19 protein-coding genes are annotated in these 18341 nt (G+C 70.9%); 6 read left to right on the top strand and 13 right to left on the bottom strand.

The window, feature by feature from the left end:
• Positions 1-10 precede the first annotated feature (10 nt).
• The 6 genes from AB0M47_RS12690 to AB0M47_RS12665 all read right to left on the bottom strand — a co-directional run bounded on the left by AB0M47_RS12690 (position 11) and on the right by AB0M47_RS12665 (position 5535).
• Positions 11-844 (bottom strand): fumarylacetoacetate hydrolase family protein, encoded by an 834-nt coding sequence (locus AB0M47_RS12690; protein ID WP_363412404.1) that lies wholly within the window; start codon positions 842-844, stop codon positions 11-13.
• Positions 845-961: 117 nt separating this feature from the next.
• Complete coding sequence (locus tag AB0M47_RS12685; protein ID WP_363412266.1) at positions 962-1561, bottom strand: bifunctional 4-hydroxy-2-oxoglutarate aldolase/2-dehydro-3-deoxy-phosphogluconate aldolase; 600 nt, start codon at positions 1559-1561, stop codon at positions 962-964.
• A gap of 65 nt (positions 1562-1626) precedes the next feature.
• The gene (locus AB0M47_RS12680) at positions 1627-2922 is read right to left on the bottom strand and encodes an extracellular solute-binding protein (protein ID WP_363412264.1); all 1296 of its coding nucleotides are present in this window, start codon (positions 2920-2922) and stop codon (positions 1627-1629) included.
• A 26-nt stretch (positions 2923-2948) separates the two neighbouring features.
• Positions 2949-3806 (bottom strand): carbohydrate ABC transporter permease, encoded by an 858-nt coding sequence (locus tag AB0M47_RS12675; protein WP_363412262.1) that lies wholly within the window; start codon positions 3804-3806, stop codon positions 2949-2951.
• Positions 3803-4738 carry a sugar ABC transporter permease gene (locus AB0M47_RS12670; RefSeq protein ID WP_363412260.1) on the bottom strand — a complete coding sequence of 312 codons (936 nt, stop codon included), beginning with the start codon at positions 4736-4738 and terminating at the stop codon, positions 3803-3805. Before AB0M47_RS12670 ends, AB0M47_RS12675 begins: the two co-directional genes overlap by 4 nt.
• Positions 4735-5535, bottom strand: a complete 801-nt coding sequence (locus tag AB0M47_RS12665) for an IclR family transcriptional regulator (protein ID WP_363412258.1) — start codon at positions 5533-5535, stop codon at positions 4735-4737. The genes AB0M47_RS12670 and AB0M47_RS12665 overlap by 4 nt, the downstream gene beginning before the upstream one ends.
• 89 nt (positions 5536-5624) lie before the next feature.
• Here AB0M47_RS12665 and AB0M47_RS12660 point away from each other — a divergent pair, with 89 nt between their 5' ends.
• Genes AB0M47_RS12660 through AB0M47_RS12645 form a run of 4 tightly spaced genes read left to right on the top strand, consistent with a single transcriptional unit; the run spans position 5625 to position 9326 of the window.
• Entirely contained in the window at positions 5625-6773 is a 1149-nt protein-coding gene (locus tag AB0M47_RS12660; protein WP_363412256.1) for a mandelate racemase/muconate lactonizing enzyme family protein, read from the top strand.
• Positions 6770-7669 (top strand): dihydrodipicolinate synthase family protein, encoded by a 900-nt coding sequence (locus AB0M47_RS12655; RefSeq protein WP_363412254.1) that lies wholly within the window; start codon positions 6770-6772, stop codon positions 7667-7669. The genes AB0M47_RS12660 and AB0M47_RS12655 overlap by 4 nt, the downstream gene beginning before the upstream one ends.
• Positions 7666-8370 carry an SDR family oxidoreductase gene (locus AB0M47_RS12650; protein WP_363412252.1) on the top strand — a complete coding sequence of 235 codons (705 nt, stop codon included), beginning with the start codon at positions 7666-7668 and terminating at the stop codon, positions 8368-8370. The genes AB0M47_RS12655 and AB0M47_RS12650 overlap by 4 nt, the downstream gene beginning before the upstream one ends.
• A complete protein-coding gene (locus tag AB0M47_RS12645) occupies positions 8367-9326 on the top strand; it encodes a sugar kinase (protein WP_363412250.1) in 960 nt (319 codons plus the stop codon). Before AB0M47_RS12650 ends, AB0M47_RS12645 begins: the two co-directional genes overlap by 4 nt.
• Here AB0M47_RS12645 and abc-f read toward each other — a convergent pair.
• From abc-f to AB0M47_RS12630, 3 genes are all read right to left on the bottom strand, one after another.
• Positions 9316-10905, bottom strand: a complete 1590-nt coding sequence (gene abc-f, locus AB0M47_RS12640) for a ribosomal protection-like ABC-F family protein (RefSeq protein WP_363412248.1) — start codon at positions 10903-10905, stop codon at positions 9316-9318. The two genes, AB0M47_RS12645 and abc-f, sit on opposite strands and share 11 nt — an antisense overlap.
• Positions 10906-11180: 275 nt before the next feature.
• Positions 11181-12269 carry an ABC transporter substrate-binding protein gene (locus AB0M47_RS12635; RefSeq protein ID WP_363412246.1) on the bottom strand — a complete coding sequence of 363 codons (1089 nt, stop codon included), beginning with the start codon at positions 12267-12269 and terminating at the stop codon, positions 11181-11183.
• A 54-nt stretch (positions 12270-12323) separates the two neighbouring features.
• Positions 12324-12794: a MarR family winged helix-turn-helix transcriptional regulator gene (locus tag AB0M47_RS12630; protein ID WP_363412245.1), complete on the bottom strand. Its 471-nt coding sequence runs from the start codon at positions 12792-12794 to the stop codon at positions 12324-12326.
• A gap of 56 nt (positions 12795-12850) precedes the next feature.
• On the opposite strand from AB0M47_RS12630, the gene AB0M47_RS12625 reads away from it, so the two are divergent.
• Positions 12851-13522, top strand: a complete 672-nt coding sequence (locus AB0M47_RS12625; RefSeq protein WP_363412243.1) for a hypothetical protein — start codon at positions 12851-12853, stop codon at positions 13520-13522.
• The gene (locus AB0M47_RS12620; protein WP_363412241.1) at positions 13434-13997 is read left to right on the top strand and encodes an NAD(P)H-dependent oxidoreductase; all 564 of its coding nucleotides are present in this window, start codon (positions 13434-13436) and stop codon (positions 13995-13997) included. Before AB0M47_RS12625 ends, AB0M47_RS12620 begins: the two co-directional genes overlap by 89 nt.
• 124 nt (positions 13998-14121) lie before the next feature.
• Here the strand turns inward: AB0M47_RS12620 and AB0M47_RS12615 are convergent, their stop codons facing one another.
• The 4 genes from AB0M47_RS12615 to AB0M47_RS12600 are packed head-to-tail and all read right to left on the bottom strand — an operon-like array spanning position 14122 to position 18281.
• Positions 14122-14706, bottom strand: coding sequence for a dihydrofolate reductase family protein (locus AB0M47_RS12615; RefSeq protein ID WP_363412239.1), 585 nt, complete (start codon positions 14704-14706; stop codon positions 14122-14124).
• 1 nt (position 14707) lies between these two features.
• Complete coding sequence (locus AB0M47_RS12610) at positions 14708-15214, bottom strand: SRPBCC domain-containing protein (protein ID WP_363412237.1); 507 nt, start codon at positions 15212-15214, stop codon at positions 14708-14710.
• Entirely contained in the window at positions 15211-15576 is a 366-nt protein-coding gene (locus AB0M47_RS12605; RefSeq protein ID WP_363412235.1) for a metalloregulator ArsR/SmtB family transcription factor, read from the bottom strand. The genes AB0M47_RS12610 and AB0M47_RS12605 overlap by 4 nt, the downstream gene beginning before the upstream one ends.
• A 56-nt stretch (positions 15577-15632) precedes the next feature.
• Entirely contained in the window at positions 15633-18281 is a 2649-nt protein-coding gene (locus AB0M47_RS12600) for a LuxR C-terminal-related transcriptional regulator (RefSeq protein ID WP_363412402.1), read from the bottom strand.
• Positions 18282-18341 lie beyond the last annotated feature (60 nt).

Here is an 18341-nt window from a genome sequence, read left to right as displayed (position 1 = left end):
GGAAGGAGTGCTATGCCGTGCCGATGACCTGGCGCTGACGGCCCAGTCCGGCGACCTCCAGCTCCACGATCTGGCCCGCCCGGAGGTAGGGACGGCCGGGCCGGCCGATCGCGCAGCCGGGCGGAGTGCCCGTGTTGAGGATGTCGCCGGGGCGCAGGACCATGAACTGGCTGGCGTACCAGACCAGGTGCGCGGGATCGAAGATCATGTCGCGAGTGGACGCGTCCTGGCACGTCTCGCCGTCGACCCACAGCCGCAGCCGCAGATCCGACGGGTCGCCGAGGTCGTCCGGCGGGACGAGCCAGGGGCCGAGCGGGTTGAAGGTCTCGCAGCACTTGCCCTTGTCGAGGGTGCCGCCGCGGTCGTGCTGGAAGACGCGTTCGGACACGTCGTGGGAGATCGCGTACCCGGCGATCGCGGCCTGCGCGGCCGCGGGCGAGTCCAGATAGCGGGCGGTCGCGCCGATGACCACGGCCAGCTCGATCTCCCAGTCCACGGCGGTGCCGCCCCGGGGAATGAGGACCTGGTCGTACGCGCCGACGACGGTGTCCGGGGCCTTCAGGAACAGCGCCGGTTCGGCCGGCGGCTCGAACGGGGGCGGCTTGCGATAGTTCGGGCCGACGCAGATCACCTTGCCCGGCTGGGCGACCGGCGCACCGATACGCATCCCGGTGACGTCCCAGCGCGGCAGCGTCCCGTCGGCGAGCGCTTGCGCGACCGTCGCCACACCACCGCCGCCGAGGAAGCTCCCGTCGATGTCGGCCGTCAGCGACGACAGGTCGTAGACCACGCCGTCGGCATCGGCGACAGCGGGACGCTCCTGGCCGCGCGGGCCGACGCGCATAAGGCGCACGGATTCCTCCAGTCATCGGATCGCCGTTGATCATGGAGTTTCCAGTCACGACACACCGTCGAGACCACGGTTAACTCCATGATCAACGCGAAAAAGAGGGGGTGGGGGTTAGGCGGGGGGCCAGGCGGCGGTGGCGGCGGACATGAAGCGGGCGGCGCGATCGCGGAGGACGTCCCACGCCCCAGCGGCGACGAGGCGGGCGTCGACGAGCGCACTGCCGACCCCGACCGCCACCGCTCCGGCTGCCGCGTAGTCAGCGACCGATTCGGGAGTGACTCCACCGGTCGGCGCGAGGCGCAGTTCCGGCATCGGCGCCAACAGCTCGCGCAGGTAGCCCGGCCCGAAGGCGCTGGCCGGGAAGACCTTCACCAGCGCCGCCCCGCAATCGGCGGCCGTCTCGATCTCGGTCGGAGTCAGCGCTCCGCACACCACCGGCAACTCGGTCGCCGCCAGGACGGCGGGCCGGACCGTGGGCGTGACGAGGAACTCCGCCCCGGCCTCACGAGCCGACATCGCCTGCTCCGGTGTGCGTACACTTCCTGCTCCGACGAGACACGAGCCCGCCACCGCGGCGCGCAACTCGCTGATCGCGGACAGCGCGCCGGGTGTGGTGAGCGTGATCTCGACGGCGGACAGGCCCGCACCGGCCAGGATTTCGCCGACCCGGACCGCACCCTCGGCGGAGGGGAGCCGGATGATGGCGATCACACGGCCGAGGCTGCCTGCACTTCGGGCGGCTCGGTCACGAGCCTCGCCGGCGCCGTCGATAACACTCATGCTGTCAGTGCCTCCATTTGGGACTTCGCGGTGGCCAGCGCGTCCTTCGGGCTGGCCTTACCGATGAGCGCGGACTGGACCGCGTTGGCGAGCGCGGTCTCGATCTGCGCGAACTTGGGGTAGATCCAGAACGGATCCGGGGTGGAGTGCGCGCCGATGGCGCTGGTGAACGCCGAGACGAACGCGTCGGCCTTGACGTCGGCGCTGGCCAGCCCCGCGGTCGTGGTCGGCGGCAGGCCGGCGCCCTTGTACCACTGGTTCGTGTAGGTCGGGTCGCTGGTCATCGCGGTGACGAACTTAGCCGCTGCCGCGGAGCCGTCGCCCTGCAGGACCGCCAGCGCGTGCCCCCAGGCGAGATGGCGCGACTGATCGCCGGACGCCTTGACCGGGCGGGAGATCGGCAGCAGCTTGTCGCCGAGCGTCTTGTCGGTCGACGCCTTGGTGACCGCGCCGCGCCCGCCGATGGCGTCCTCGTAGAAGCCGACCTTGCCCTGGGCGAACAGCGCCCGAGCGTCGAACCGGTTGACGTCCGGCGCGATGAGCTTCTCGTCGTACAGCTTCTTGTACCAGGTCAGCGCCTCGACACTGGCGTCGTCGCCGACGGCGATCTTGCCGTTGTCCACGACCGGGGAGCCGAAGACCCACATCCACGGGATGAAGTCCTTGAGCTGGTCCACCTTCGTCATCGCCGCCCACGGGACGACCCCGCCGCCCAGCCCCTTGAGGGCGCGCAGGGCGTTCTCGAAGTCGGCGATCGTCGTGGGCGCCTGGGCGATCCCGGCCCGGTCCAGCAGCTCCTTGTTGCCGATCAGGCCGATCCCCGCGGTGGTCCACGGCAGGCCGTACTGCTTGCCGTTGGCCTTGGCGATGCCGAGCGCGGCGTCGGTGTAGCCGCCCTTGGCCGCGATCGGTCCCAGGTCGACGAGCTTGCCGGTGGCGGCGAGGGTGGCCAGCCAGGCGACATCGGTCTGGATCACGCCGGTGAGCGTGCCGCCGCGTACCTGGAGCAGCAGCTGGTTGAGGTAGTCGTTGTACGGATACGACGCGGTGGTCACCTTCGCCCCGGCGCTGCCGGCGTACGCGTTGACCATGGTCGTCAGGACGTCCTTGGTGGACGCCTCGTTCAGCGACCAAGCGGTGAAGCTGAAGTCCTTGACGCCGTTGTCGGCGAACGGATCGCCGGACGAGGTGGACGGGCCGCTGGTGCCGGGGGCGCACGCGCTGAGGACGGCGGCTCCGGCGGCCAGGCCGAACAGTTTGCCGACGCTGCGGCGAGAATACGTGTGGGACATCGCGTACTCCTGAGGGTGTGGAGGGGTCAGCCCTTGACCGCGCCGCTGACGAGCCCGGCGACGAGGTAGCGCTGCAGGATGACGAATCCGCCGACGACCGGGATCGAGACCACCAGCGAGGCGGCCATCAGGTCGGGCCAGGCGGCCTGGAACTCCCCGAGATAGGTGTTGACCAGGCCGGGCGGCAGGGTCTGCTTGTCCGGGCCGGCGAGGGTGAGGGCGAAGATGAAGTCGTTCCAGCCTCGGATGAAGGCGAACAGGCCGGTGGCGACGAGGCCGGGCAGGCTGACCGGCAACAGGATGCGGTGGATGACGCTGCCCTGGCCCGCCCCGTCGACCTTGGCCGCCTCCAGCAGCTCGTCGGGGATCGTGTCGAAGAACCCCTTGAGCATCCAGACGCACAGCGGCAGGGTGAACGTGGTGAACGACAGCACCAGCGCCAGGTAGGAGTTGAGCAGTCCGAAGGCGCTGAACAGCAGGTAGAGCGTGATGAGCAGGAGCGCTTGCGGGAACATCTGCGAGGCCAGGATCAGCGACATCAGCGATCGGCGGCCTCGATAACGGAACTTGCTGAACGAGTAAGCGGTGTACGCCGAGACGAGCACCGTCAGCACGGCGGTCAGCGACGACACGATCAGGGAGTTGACCAGGTACCGGCCGAGGACCGGGTTGTCGGCCAGGTTGGCGAAGTGCTCCAGCGTGACCGTACGCGGCCACAGCCGGGGCGGGAATCGGAAGGCGTCGCCGCTGGGCGTCAACGCGGTGACGATCAGCCAGTAGACCGGCCCGAACGCGAACACGCCGATGACGAGGACGGCCGCCATCGCCAGCCACGGCCGGGGTCTGCGCGGTTTCCGGGGAGCCGCCACGGTGAGCGTCGTCATCGCTTCTCCTCCCGCTCGGCGAGGCGTACGTAGCCGACGACCAGCACGAGCAACAGCAGCAGCCACAGCGCGCCGAGCGCACCGGCCCGGCCGAGGTCGAAGCCCTTGAACGCGGTCTCGTAGACGGCCACGGCGAACGTGGTGGTGGCGCCGGCCGGCCCGCCGCCGGTGAGCACGTAGATCATGTCGAAATGCTGGAAGTTCCAGATGACTTCGAGCAGCACGACGATGCCGATGATGCCGCGCAGGTGCGGCAGGGTGATGTGCCAGAAGCGGCGCAGCGTGCCCGCGCCGTCCATCGCGGCGGCCTCGTGCAGGGTGGCCGGGACGGTCTGCAGCCCGGCCAGCAGCATCACCATGATCCAGGGGAAGCTGGCCCAGGTCTTGGCGACGATGATCGCGGCCATCGCGGTGGTCGGGTCGCCGAGCCAGCTGACCGGCGCGTCGATCAGCCCCAGCTGCACCAGTACGCCGTTGAGCAGCCCGTAGTTCGCGTTGAAGATCCACAGCCAGGCGAACGAGACGACGACGCCCGGAATCACCCACGGGAACAGGAACGCGCCCCGTAGCACGGCGCGGCCGGGCAGCCGCGTGTTCAACGCCAGCGCCAGGGCGAAGCCGAGGATGAACGGGCAGGCCGTGCTGAACACGGTGAAGACCAGCGTGTTGCGCAGCACCGGCCAGAACTGGTCGTCGAGCACATGCCGGAAGTTGTCCAGGCCGACGAAGCTGCGCCCGGGGATGACCAGGCTCTGCTGGAACAGGCTCGTGGTCAGCGACCCGATCAGCGGATAGAGCACGATCGCGCTGAACAGCACCACCGCGGGCAGTGTCAGCAGGAACCCGAAGGTCCGGTCCGACAGGTGCCGCCCGTGGCGCTGCGGGATCGGCTGGGCCCGTACGGGGGTGGTGGTCGCGGGCGGGGCGGTCATTCCACCACCACCGATTGCAGCGGTACGCGGGCCGGCCCGTGGTAGCCAAGCCCGATGCTGATCGAGTCGGCCGCCTCGATGACGGCGCTGGCGAGGACGGCTTCCCGGTTGGGCAGGTCGATCGCCGACAGGGGGCCGGAGACGGACAGTCCCGCCACCACCGCACCGGAGCCGTCGCGGATCGGCGCGGCGACGCAGGCCCGGCCGAGCGCGAGTTCCTCGACCTCGGTGGCGTATCCGCGCGCCGAGGTGGTGCTGATGGCCTGGTCGAGCTTGTCGTGCGTGACGATCGTCCGCGGCGTGTACGCCGGAAGGTCCTCCAGCAGCACGCGCCGTTCGGTCGAGCTGAGCCCGGACAGCAGCGCCTTGCCCAAGCCGGTGGCGTGCAACGGATTACGCTGCCCGGCCAGCACGAACGGGCGCGGTGCGAGCCGCCCCTCGAAGTTCAGCAGATAGAACAGCTCGTCGCCGCGGCGTACCGCGACGTTGGCGCCCAGGCCCAGCTCGGCGGCGAGGTTCTGGGCGACCTGCCGGGCCTCCCGGTGCACGGGGTGGCTGTTGAGGACCGCACCGCCGAACGACACCATGTCCAGCCCGAGCCGGTAGAGGCCGCTGACCGGGTCGCGGTCGACGAATCCGGCCGCCTCCAGGGTCTGCAGCAGCCGGCTCGCGGTCGACAGCGACAGCCCCACCGCGCTGGCGACGTCGGAGACCCGCAGCTCCGACCGGCCGGCGGTGAAGACGCGCAGCACGCCGAGCGCTCGTTCGACGCTCTGCGTGCCGGTTTCCGAAGCCATCGGGTTCCACCCTCTCTGGATTTCGCTTGCGTGATACGGCAAGATATCCCGCATGTTGCAAGCGGTCAACCAGTGAACGGGAGAAGCTTGTGAAAGTAGTGGCCATAGAGTCCTATGTCGTCAAGCTCCGCCCGCCGGAGGCGTATCTCGGTGCGCGGCCCACGTCAGCGAAAGCAGACGAGTACTACGTCCGGCCGCCGTGGCGCAGCCTCTACGCCGACCGCTTCGAGACCCTGATCGTGCGGGTGACCTGCGACGACGGCACCACCGGCTGGGGCGAGGCGCTGGCCCCGGTCGCGCCGGAGATCGCGCGAGCGGTCGTGGACCGGCTCGTCGCGCCCGTCCTGATCGGACGCGACCCGCGACGCGTACGCCCGCTGTGGGGCACCCTCACGGGGCTGATGCGGGAACGCGGCCACCTCGGCGGGCACCAGGCCGACGCCCTGGCCGCCGTCGACATCGCGCTCTGGGACCTCGCGGGCAAGGCGTACGGCGTACCGGTGCACGCGCTGCTCGGCGGGGCGTACCGCGACGAGATCCCCACCTACGTCTCCGGGCTGCCCCGGCCGACCGACGGCGAACGCGCCGAGTTGGCCCGCGAGTGGGTGTCGCAAGGCGTACGCGCGATCAAGCTGCACCTCGGCCACGGGGTCGACACCGATCTCGCGACCTTCGACGCCGTGCGGGCGGCGCATCCAGACTTGAAGGTGGCCGTCGACGCGCACTGGGCTTACGACCTGTCCGACGCGCTGCGGCTCGGTCACGGTCTGGACGATCGGGGCGCGTGGTTCCTCGAAGCGCCCCTGGTCCCGGAGGACATCGTGGCGCACCGAGAACTCGCCGCCGCACTGCGTACCCCGGTCGCGATCGGCGAGGCGCTGCGGCACCGGTTCGAGTTCCGGGCCTGGCTCGAAGCCCGCGCGGTCGACCTGTGCCAGCCCGACGTCGGGCGTACCGGGATCACCGAGGCGATGGCGATCGCCGAACTGGCCGCCGCGCACCACATTCCCGTCGCCCCGCACCACTCCGTCGGCCTCGGTGTCGCCGTCGCGGCCGGTCTGCACGTCAGCGCCGCGATCGAGGCGATGCCGGCGTTCGAGTTCCAGCCCACCACCATGACCGTCGCCAACCGCGTCTTGACCAGCCCGCTGGTCGGCGGACCGGTCGGCTTCGCCCTGCCCCAGAGCCCCGGCCTCGGCGTCGAGGTCGACCCCGCCACCCTTCAGGAGGAAGAATGACCCGCTCGTCCGACGTCCGCGGCTTGATCCCGGTGCTGGCCACGCCGTTCACCGCCACCGGCGACCTCGACGCCGCGTCGCTGAACCGGCTGGTCGAGTTCCAGATCACCGCCGGCGTGGACGGGGTCGCCGTGTTCGGCTTCGCCAGTGAGGGATTCTCGCTCACCGCCGCCGACCGCAAGGAGATCCTGCGTACCGTCACCGCCGCCGCCGGACCGGCGCTGCCGATCGTCGCCGGGGTCGCGGCCACCGGCACCCAGGACGCGATCGACCAGGTCCGGGCGGCTGCCGAGCACGGCGCCAGCGTGGTGATGGTCGTGCCGCCGTTCATGGTCAAGCCCAGCCCGGCGCAGCTCGTCGACTTCTACGGCCGCGTAGCCGCCGAAGGCGGTCTGCCCGTCATGATCCAGGACGCCCCCGGCTCCACCGGCGTGACCATGCCCGTGCCGCTGATCACCGAACTGTCCAAGCTCGACGGTGTCGACTCGGTCAAGATCGAGCCGCAGCCGACCACGCCGAAGGTCGGCGCGATCCGCGAGGCGACCGCCCCCGACTTCGTCGTCCTCGGCGGGCAGAACGCCCTGTTCGTGCTGGAGGAATACGCCCGCGGAGCCGAGGGCACCATGCCCGCCTGCGAGTTCCCCGACCTGCTCGCGCCGGTGCTGCGCCAATGGCAGGCCGGCGAGACGGCGGCGGCTCGCGGGGCCTTCGCCCGGCTCCTGCCGCTCATCCGCTTCGGGCTGCAGCCCGGCATCGCGTGGTCCATTCACAAGCATGTGCTGGTACGCCGAGAGCTGATCACGTCGTCGGCAGTCCGTCCACCGGCCGTCGACGCGGACGCCGCCACCCTGGCGTGGCTCGATGACATCCTCCGCGACCTGGACTTGCTGTCATGACCGCCGGACGCACTGGCCGAGGCGTGCTCGTGGTGGGGTCCAGTTCCCCGATCGGGCAGGCGATCCAGGCGCGGTTCAGCGAAGACACCGTCGTCGGGGTCGCGCTCGCCGAACCCGCTGACCTCGTGCTGGACTGCTCGACCGCGTCCGGCGCGGCGACGGCGGTCCAGGCCGTCGCCGACCGGGCGGGCTCGCTCGACGTCGTCGTCCTGGCCGCCGCGGTCATGCCGGTCGCGCCGATCACCACCACGACCGACGCCCAATGGCAGGCCGCCTTCGACGCCATCCTCGGCACCGCGTTCGCCGTATGCCGAGCGGCGTTGCCGATCCTGTCCCCCGGCGGGGCGATCGTCGCGGTCAGCTCGGTCAACGCCACTCTCGCCGCGCCCGGGCTTCCGGCGTACGCGGCGGCGAAGGCGGGCCTGGAGGGACTGGTCCGGCAGCTCGCCCTCGACTTCGGCCCCCGCGGCGTACGCGTGAACGCGGTCGCGCCGGGGCTGATCGACGACGGCGACGACCCGGCGAAGGCCGCGGGCTATCCGCTCGGCCGGACCGGACGACCGGCCGAGGTCGCCGACGCCGTACACTTCCTGGCCGCTGCCGGTTTCGTCACCGGAGCAGTGCTGCCGGTCGACGGCGGGCTGTCGATCGCGTCACCGGCGGCGTTCCTGCGCGACGATCTCAAGGCACGGTGGCTGTGAACGACCTCGACCCGGCCGGACCCGGCTACGACCTGATCGGCTTCGGCGAGGCCATGGTGCTCTTCCAGCCGGTCGGCGCCCTGCGTACGGCCGAGCACACCTCGGTCCACGTAGCCGGGGCCGAGCTCAACCTGTGCGCTGCCGCCGCCCGGGCCGGGCTGCGGACGGCGTACTGCAGCCGGGTCGGGGCCGACCCGCTCGGCGAACGGATCCGCGACCACGCGGCCTCCTTCGGGATCGCCACCGACCTGGTGACCGTCGACGACGCTCGCCCGACCGGGCTGTTCCTCAAGGACGTCCGCCCCGACGGCGCGCGCCGCGTGCACTACTACCGGCGCGGTTCGGCCGCCTCCGCTCTGTCCGATCAGGACGCTCACCGGGCGCTGGCGAGCCGGCCGCGCCTGGTGGCCGTCTCCGGCATCACCTCCGCGTTGAGCGAAACCGCCCGGGATGCCGTACGCACCCTGCTGACGCAGGCCAGTGCTTTCGGCGTACAAGTCGCTTATGATCCGAACTTCCGCCCGGCGCTGGGCGACCTGGACGCTCAGATCGCCGAAGCGCGCAGCCTGCTCCCGCACGTGTCCGTGCTGCTGATCGGCACCGACGAGGCCGAGCCGCTGTTCGGCACCACCGAGCCGCACGCTGTGTTCCGCGCGGCGCGGGCGGCGGGCGTGGCCGAAACCGTCCTCAAAGCCGGACCCGACGGCTGCTGGTACGCCGACGGCGACACGGCAGCCCACCTGCCCAGCGCCGCGACGACAGTGCTGGACCCGGTCGGCGCGGGAGACGCCTTCGCGGGCGCCTACCTCGCCGGCCGAGCACGCGGCGCGGCACCGGCGGGGGCGGCGTGGCTCGCCAGCCAGTTCGCGGCGGCGATCGTCGCCACCCCCGGCGACACCGACGGCCTCCCCACCCCCACCGCCGCCGCATCCCTCCTCGCAACGATCACCGGATAACGGAGCCGCGATCGAGTTCGAGGCGGCGGCCGGTGAAGGTGCGGCGGATGCGGCGGTCGTGCGTCACCATGATCACCGCGCCGGAGTACGCCGTGAGCGCGTCCTCCAGCTGCTCCACCAGGTCGGGAGCCAAGTGGTTGGTGGGCTCGTCGAGCAGGATCACCTCGGACGGATGGCGCATCAGCCGCGCCAGCTCGATGCGGCGCCGCTGGCCGATCGACAGCGTACGCGTAGCCCGACGCAGGTCCTCGGGCCGGAACAGCCCGAGGCTGAGCAGCAGATCGGCGTGCTCGTCCGGCGTGCCGCGTAGCCCGTCGGCGAACGCGCTGAGCACGGTTCCGTCGGCGACGGTGTCGTGCTGGCGCAGATAGCCGAGCCGGTCGGAACTCCACGCCGTCCCACTGTCCGGCGTGAGTTCGCCCGCGACCACCTTGAGCAGCGTGCTCTTGCCCGCCCCGTTCGGTCCGGTGACCAGCAACCGGTCGCCGGGATCGAGGCTGAGTTCCGGCAGGCGCAGCCGGCCGCGGACGACCACGTCCGAGCAGCGCACGACGGGCTCGCCACCGGACTCGCCGTCGAAGCGGGCCATGAGCCGCAACGGCTCCGGTGGCGGAGGCACCGGGTCGGCGGTCAACCGGCGCAGTTCCTCCTTCGCGTTGCGGATGCGTCCCATCGCGCCGTGCGTACGCGATCGCGCCCGGAACGGGCCGCCACCGAATCCCGCCTTGTCCATCTTGCGGGGAATGGCCGACAGCCGTTCGACCTGCGACGACAGCAGTGCCGTCTGCCGGGCGTACTCGGCCTTCCACTGCTCGTAGCGCTGGATCTGGTTCGCCCGCTCGGCGGCCTTGGCGGCGAGGTAGCCGTCGTAGCCGTTGCCGTGCCGGCGTACCGCCTTCGCGTCGCCGTCCACTTCCAGCACGGTGCTGGTGAGCTGTTCGAGGAACACCCGGTCATGGGTGACCGCGACCAGCGTCCCCCGGTACGCCCGCAGATGCTCCTCCAGCCAGCCGAGGGCCTCGTCGTCGAGGTCGTTCGTCGGCTCGTCGAGCAGCAGCAATTGCGGCCGGCTCGCCAGGACGGCGGCGAGACCGAGCCGGGCGACGTCGCCCCCGGGCAAGGTGTCCAGCCGCCGAGCACGGTCCAGCCCTGGCCGGCCGAGACCGTGCAGGGCGATCTCCACCCGGGACTCGGCGTCGTAGCCGCCCCGGATCTCGAACAGCTCGGTCAGGTCGGCGTACTCCTCGGCCGCGCCGTCGGCGTCCCAATGCCGTTCCAGGTAACGCATTCGGCGTTCGAGGTCGCGGAGATCGCGGAGTCCGTGCTCGATCGCGTCGGCGACGGTGGCGCTGCCGGGCAGGCCGAGTGTCTGGGTCAAGTAGCCGAGGCCACCCGGTGCGGCCACGATGACGTGACCGTCGTCGGGCGTGAGGACGCCGGCCATCAGCCGTAGCAATGTGGACTTCCCAGTGCCGTTGTCGCCGATGACGCCCACGGACTCGCCCGGCCGCACGGCCAGGGTGACGTCGCCGAGCACGACGTGCTCGCCGAACCGGACGGTGACGGAATGCAGGGACAATTGATGATCTAGGGCGGTAAGCATGTTCACCTCGGGGATTCCCGGCGCGCCCCGGCGTACGCCCAGCGGGCGGCAGGCAGCCGCCGCCGCCGCGGACGTGATGGCCGTCGCAGCCGATGACGAGAAGGAAGACGTCAGCTAGGCCGAGGCGGAGCCGCGCTCACCACGCGCTCAACACCGTCGGCCCGGGAGATCTCACAGGTAGAACTGGTATGCCACGAGGCCAGTTTAGCCGGTGATGATCGCGGCAGCCACCGTGTTTCCGTCTGCGGTCGTCACCGGGCGGTATCCCGGGTGCGGAAACGGCCAGGCCAGGCCGGGTCCCGGTCGGCGATCTGGATCGGCGGCCACGCCCACTGCCACACGGTGATCCCGGGTACGCGGCTGAACCGGATGCGGCCCCGGGTGCCCTCGACGGCCACGGTCGCCCAGCCTTCGGCGATCCGCGCCCGGTCCGCGCCCTGCGTACGCAGGACTTCGGCGAGCACGGCGATCCCGTCGTAACCCTCGAAGGCGACGAACGAGGGCGCTGCACCGAGCGACTCCCGCAGGACCGCCTCAACGCGTACGCCGAGCGGCGTGAAGTGTTCGGGCAGGTAACGCAGGAACGGGACGGCCACGCCGTCGTCACCGAGCAACTCCGCCCATTCGGCGAACTCCGGCTGCCCCGCCGGCGCCCCGATCATGACCTCGGCGAGGCGCTCGTCGCGGCGTACCGCCTGGACGATCGGCACCGCGGGTTCCGGCTGGCCGACCAGCAGCAGCAAGGCGGTCGCGCTGCTGCTGACCAGTTCGTCGCACAACGCGGCCGGGTCGAGCGTCGTGGCGTCGAGGTCGATGACGGTGCCGCCCCGGGGAGCGAGATACTCCCGCAGGATGCGAATCCCGGCCGCCCAGTAGACGCTCGCCTGCGCGGCGACGGCGATGCGGCGATGACCCGCGTCGAGCAGGAAACCGGCGTACAGCTGCCAGCCGCGCGCCTGCGCCGGGGCGAGCCGCGCCACCCAGTCCGTCGGCTGTTCGGTGAGCCCGTCGAGCACCGCTGACGTGCACAGGAACGGCAGGCCGACAGCATCGGCGCGAGCAGCGGCCGCGCGGGCCACGACGCTGTGATACTCCCCCACCACGGCTGCGACGCCCAGCGCGGCAAACTCGTCGACCGCTGCCACGGCTCGCTGCGGATCGGCTGCGGTGTCGCGTACCACCAGCGCCAGCGGGTGTCCCCCGATCCCACCGGCGGCGTTGACTTCCTGGACGGCCAGCTCCATCCCGGCGAGCAGGTGCTGCCCGGCCTCGACCCAGCCGGGCCGGCTCAGGGGGAGGAGGGCTCCGAGGTGGACGGCGGATTGCCCCTGGGTGATCATGCGAAACGGTATCGCGTCCAGCCCGGCACCCCGCACGCGACAACCGCGACCAGGTCAGTGATTCAGCTCGATCTCACGGAGGTGGTCGAGGACGCGGTGGCTGATCTTGCCGAAGACCTCGACATCCTCTCGCGTCAGTAGGTCGATGAAATGCCGGCGGACCGAGTCGACGTGGTCCGGCGCAGCGTTGCGGATCATCTTGGCGCCGTGGATGGTGAGATGGAGCAGCGAACCACGGCCGTCATCGGCGCATTCGCGACGTTCCACCAGGCCACGCTCCTGCATCCGCGTGATGTGGTGCGACAGACGGCTCTTCGACCAGCGCATGTACGCCGCGAGCTCACTCAGACGCATGCCGTCGTCGCCGGCTTCCGACAGGTTGGACAGCACGTCATAGTCGGGTTCGGACAGTCCATGCTGGGCCATCAGCTCACGGTTCACCTGTAGGTCGAGGAGTAGACGCATGCGCCGATAGCCCATCCAGGCGCGCATCTCCTCCTGATCGAGCCATCGTGGTTCGGGCATACGCCGACCCTATCATCTAGTTGACATGTCACCAAGGACGACTCTAGGTTGGTGACATGTCACTAAGAAGTCTGGCCCAGCTCCATGCCGGCCTCGCCCTGTACGGCGTGAGTATCGCCCTGATGGTTCGCGCGAACCTCGGCATGGACTCCTGGGACGTGCTACACCAGGGACTGGCCCGGCACACGGGGTTGCCGCTGGGTTGGGTGATCAACGGGGTGGGCGTCCTCGTGCTGCTGGCCTGGGTCCTCCTGCGTCAGCGGCCCGGCTACGGAACCATCGCCAACGTCGCCCTCGTGGGTATCGCAGCCGAAGGCGCACTGAAGGTGATCCCCCAGCTGGACCTGCTACCGACGCGCTGGGGTGCGCTGGCTGCCGCCATCGTCGTCAACGCCGTGGCCACCGGCCTCTACATCGGAGCTGGGCTCGGGCCGGGTCCCCGTGACGGCTTGATGACCGGACTGGCCGCTCGCGGCTACTCGATCCGCCGCGTCCGCACGCTGATCGAGCTGACCGTGCTGACCGCCGGATGGCTCCTGGGCGGCACGGTGGGCCTCGGCACCCTGCTCTACGCCCTGGCCATTGGGCCACTTGTCCATCGACTGATCCCTCTGTTCACCATCAGCAAAGGAAACGACCATGCCTCGCCTCAACGTCATTCTCGCCAGCACGCGACCCAACCGAGCGGGCGCCTCCGTCGCGCGCTGGTTCATGCGGGCCGCGGCTGAACACGGCGGATTCGACTCCCACCTGATCGATCTCGCCGACCTCGCCCTGCCGTTCCTCGACGAACCCGACGCTGCCATCGACGGCAAGCCGTACCGCCACGAACACACCCGCCGCTGGAGCGCGATCAGTGCCGCTGCCGACGCGTACGCGATCGTCACACCCGAATACAACCAGGGTTACCCGGCAGCGCTGAAGAACGCCCTGGACTACCTGTTCTACGAGTGGAACGACAAGCCAGTCGCGTTCGTCACCTATGGCATGTCGTCGGGCGGGTTGCGCGCCGCGCACATGCTCAAACCGGTCGTGTCGGCCCTGAAGATGGTGCCGGTGGCGGAAACGGTGACCATTCATCTTCGCCAGGCGCTCGACGCCGACGGCCGGCTGGCACCCAGCCAATCCATGCAGAACGCAGCCAAGAACACCCTCGACGAACTCCTGCGGATCACCCCGGCACTGGCCACACTACGATCTTGAAATCGAGCCGGTGAGGAGACGCGCATGCGGCTACGCATGGAATTGTTCGTCGACGATCTCGACAACAGCAGGGCGATCACCGAACCGCTGCGGCGACGGCCGTGGGGCCTGGCCGACTTCCGGGTCACCGATAGCGATGGAGTGGACGGTGCCGCCCGTAGTGCAGTTCGAGAACCCCGTTGCTCTTGGCCAGGCTGGAGATCAGGTCGAGCCGGTAGCCCTTCGGGATGTCGTCGAACATCAGGGTGCCCTGCCCGGTGAGGTACGGGTACATGCTCACGTAGAACTCGTCGATCAGGTCGAGCTGCATGAGCGAGCGCCAGAGGCTGACGCCGCCCCAGAGCAGGATGTGGCCGTCGCCCTGGCGCAGCCGATCCATCTCCTCGGCCGTGTCACCCGAGACGATCGTGGTGTTCTCCCAGGCGGCCGTCGTCATCGTCCGGGAGAAGACCACCTTGTTGCCGGCGTTCATGATGGCCGACCACGGGTGCTCGGTGTTCGCCGGCAGGTTCTGGGCCATGCCCTCGTACGCCGAGCGGCCCATGACGTGCGCGGACGCGTTGCGCAGCAGGGCCAGGGTTTCGTCGTCGTGGTCCGGGCCGCCGGCCTCGTCGAGCTGGCCGAAGACGAAGTCCCAGAAGCCGGTGTCGGGGTCGGCGAGCAGTCCGTTGAGCGAGTAGTTGAACACCAGCGCTTTCGTCGTACGCATGTCAGACCTCCATGGTGTCGTCGTGGCGTGGGGAAACCCGCAGGTGCCGGGTCAGGCTGTCGAGCAGCTCGGTGGTGCCGCCCACCCGCAGGACGGGCGCTTGCGCGCCGTCGATGCCGTCCAGGTAGACGCCCTGCTCGGTCCAGGTCACCGTCGTGCCGGCTCGGCTGTCGGTGAACTCGATGGTGGCGACGGACACGGAGATCCGGGTGCCGTCGGCGTAGATCTCGTAGCTGTAGACGATTCGCCGGTCGGGCACGATGTCGTAGTACAGCGCGTCGTTGCGGTAGCTCGTGCCGCGCCGCCGGACGGTGAACCGCTCCCGGCCGCCGATCCGGAAGTCGAACTCGTCGATGCTCGTGGCGCTCTCCCCCGGCTCGACCTCACTGGTCGCACCCCAGGCCTCTTTGGACTCCACCGAGGCGAACGCGGCGAACACCCGCGCGCGGGCCGCCGGGTAGATCCGTTCGAGGGTGAACGTGTCGTGGATGACGGATCGGTCGTTCATCGCCGCTCCTGTGGGTCGCTCGCCGGGTCAGGGTCGTCGGCGGTGGCCGCCAGGAACACGCCGAGCCGATCGAGGTTCCGCTCGACCATGGTGCGCCGGTCGGCGAGCCAGTCCTCCGCGGAACGCAGTGCCGCCGAGTTGATGCTGCAGGTGCGCGTACGGCCGACCTTGCTGGAGTGGACCAGGCCGCACACTTCCAGCACCCGGACGTGTTGCAGGACGGCGGCCAGCGACATCTCCAGCGGCTGGCCGAGTTCACTCACCGAGGCCGGGCCGCGGCTGAGCCGTTCGACCATGGCGCGCCGGCCGGGGTCGGCCAGCGCCTGGAACACCCGGTCCAGGTCCGGCGCATAGTCAAGCATGCGCTTAAGTATTCGCGCGGCCCGCGCCAATAGTCAAGCGGATGCTTCAGTATTGTTCAGCCCGCCGGGATCACCCTGGCCAGTTCGGCCCGGCGGCCGATGCCCAGCTTCCGGTACGCCCGCGCGAGGTTCGCCTCGACGGTCTTCGGGCTGATGAACAGCTCGTCGGCGATCTGCTGATTCGTCCGGCCCTGCGACGCCAGCCGGGCCACCCGCAATTCGGTGGGGCTCAACTCGTCCGCCGCCTCGACCCGGCCACCCGTACGCGAAAGGTCGGCCTCTGCCTTGGCAGCGAAGGCGGCTGCGCCGAGCGCGGTGAACTCGGCGACCGCCGTGCTCAGCGCGGCCCGGGATTCGCGTTTGCGCCGGGCGCGCCGATGCACGATGCCCGCCACCAGCAGACACCGCGCGCGGTCGAGCGGGACGACGTCGGGCGGCGTCGCGTCGCGTACGGCGATCAGGTGGGCCAACGGGGCGTCCGTCGCGGCGCCGGTGGCACTGGCCAGTAGGGCGTCGCTGCGGGCCAGGCCCAGCGTGGTCCACGGGCGGGCCAGCCGCGTATGCCGTTGCCGCAGGCGCTCCCGGACCGCACGCGCGGCGTCGAGATCGCCCGCGCCGATGCAGGCCTCGATCCAGTCGGGTTCGAAGCGCAACGCGATCGGCTCGACCACACCGGAGGCGTCGAGGATGTCCGCCAGCTCCGCGTACGCGTCGGCCGCCGCCCGCATCCGCCCGGCGGACAGTGCGACGAACCCCGCGAGCTGCAGATGAATGCGGCGCGCCCAGGCGTCGTCGTGCCGCAGCCCGGCTTCGGCGACCGCGCCCGCCTGCTCCAGCCGTCCCCGGTACGCGTCGAGTGTGGCCGCCAGCCACGTCTCGCCGATCAACCCGGTGCCGAGCTGGCGGCCCAGGTCGAGGGCGGCGGTGATGCTGTGCTCCGCCTCGGCGAAGCGACCGGCGAGCAGCTCCGTCTCGCCCAGGTGAGTCAGGATCTCGTGCTGCCAGGCGTCGTCGCCGCCGGTCGTGGCGTACCGCAGCATGCTGTGCAACCGCGTCCGGGCGCGCTCGTGGTCGTCGACCGCCTTCCACCAGATCGCCGGCACGGTGCCGCCGAGCCACGTCGGCCGGCCCGATTCGAGGTCCAGCGCCCGGTCCAGCAACTCGACGCGGGCGGGCAGCCCCGCGCGTACCTCGTGGAAGAACAGGTTCAGCAGCGTCCCGGCGAGCAGCGCCCGATCCTCCACACTGCCGTCCAGCAGAGCGAGCGCCGCCTCGGCATGGTCACGGGCGGGCGTAGGCGAGTCCTGGAACAGGCAGATGTGCGCATGAATCCGTCCCGCGAGCCGGCTGCCGGACGACGCGGCGGCCAACGCCTGTTCGCCGGAGGCCACCGCGGTGGCCAGGTCGTCAGCGGCCCAGGCCACCGTCGCGCGCAACAGCCGCGCCTCGGCCAGCTGATCGCCGGCCAGCTGCGCGATCGCGCCGTCGGCGGCGGTCGCTGCCGCGGCGTAATCACCGCTGTCGAACCGGCATCGGATCGCCGCCAGGACGCGCCGTCCCCGATCGTCGGCGTGCGCGGCCGGTGTCAGATCCGCGGAGCGGTCATACAGATCCGCTGCGGTCGCCGGGGCGCCGCGCGCACGCTGCCGGGCGGCCGCCTGCTCCAGATCCGCGGCCACCTGCGCGTCCGGCTCCACCACCGAGCGAGCCAGCTGACGGGCGCGCTCGTCCGGATCGGCTACGGTCGCGGCGAGCCGAGCATGAGTTCGCAGTCGTACGCCGTCCGGCGTGGCGGCCCGCACGGCGGACGCGTAGACGGGATGAGCGAAGTGGACGCCACGAGTGTCCACAGTGAGCAGACCCACCTCCTCGGCGGCGTCGAGCGCCGTCGCCGGTACGCCCGCCGCCGCCAGGTCGCGCAGGTTCGGCGCGGCGAGCAGTGCCGCCAGGCGTACCGCTTCCCGGGTCTCGGTGGGCAGATCCCGTAGGGTCGCCGCGACGAGATCGTGCATCGACGCGGCGACCGGCAGATCGTCGCCAGGCCGGGGCAACTGCGGCAATCGGAGCACCGCGCGGGCCAGTTCGATCGCCAGCAGCGGATTCCCGGCGGCGTCGCGGGCGATGCGGGCCAACAACGGGCGGCTGAGCGATCGCCCGAGGTGTGCGTACAAGATGTGGTGCAAGGGACCGACGCCGAGCGGATCCAGCCCGATCCGGGTGACCGGCGACGGCAGCTCGTCGAGCCCGAGCGGCGTTTCCGCGACCCCGGAACTGCGGACGCTGATCAGCGTGCTGGGCCCCGGGGCCAGGCGGCGCACCGCGTAGCGCACGGCCCGCTCGCTGGGCGGGTCGAGCCACGGCGCGTCGTCGATCGCGAGCAGGACCGGCCCGTCGGCCGCGGCGATCAGCGCGCGAGTGGCCGCACCGATCGCGCGTTCGTCCACCGGTTCGTCCGGGGTCGCCGACAGCAGCACCGTCTCGGCCGCGATCCGTTGCGGCGGCGGCAAAGCGGCGACGTGCTCGGCCAACGGGGCGAGCAGGTCGGCGAGCGCGGCGAACGGCAGACCCGCCTCGTTCTCGGTCGGCGCACATGCCAGGACGAGCCAGTTCTCCTCGCGGGCGCGCTCGACGAGCGCCCGCCACACCGCCGTCTTGCCGATCCCGGCCGGTCCCTGCATCTGCACGACGCCGCCACCGGACAGCACCAGGCCGCCGGCCAGCGGATCGAGGATCGCCCAGCGGAGGTCGCGCCAGAAACCGGCCTC

Origin of the sequence: Hamadaea sp. NPDC051192, assembly GCF_040682475.1 — a bacterium.
Classification (GTDB): Bacteria; Actinomycetota; Actinomycetes; order Mycobacteriales; family Micromonosporaceae; genus Hamadaea; species Hamadaea flava.
The sequence above is the reverse complement of the archived record's forward strand: the minus strand, read 5'-3'. Positions and strand labels throughout refer to the sequence as shown.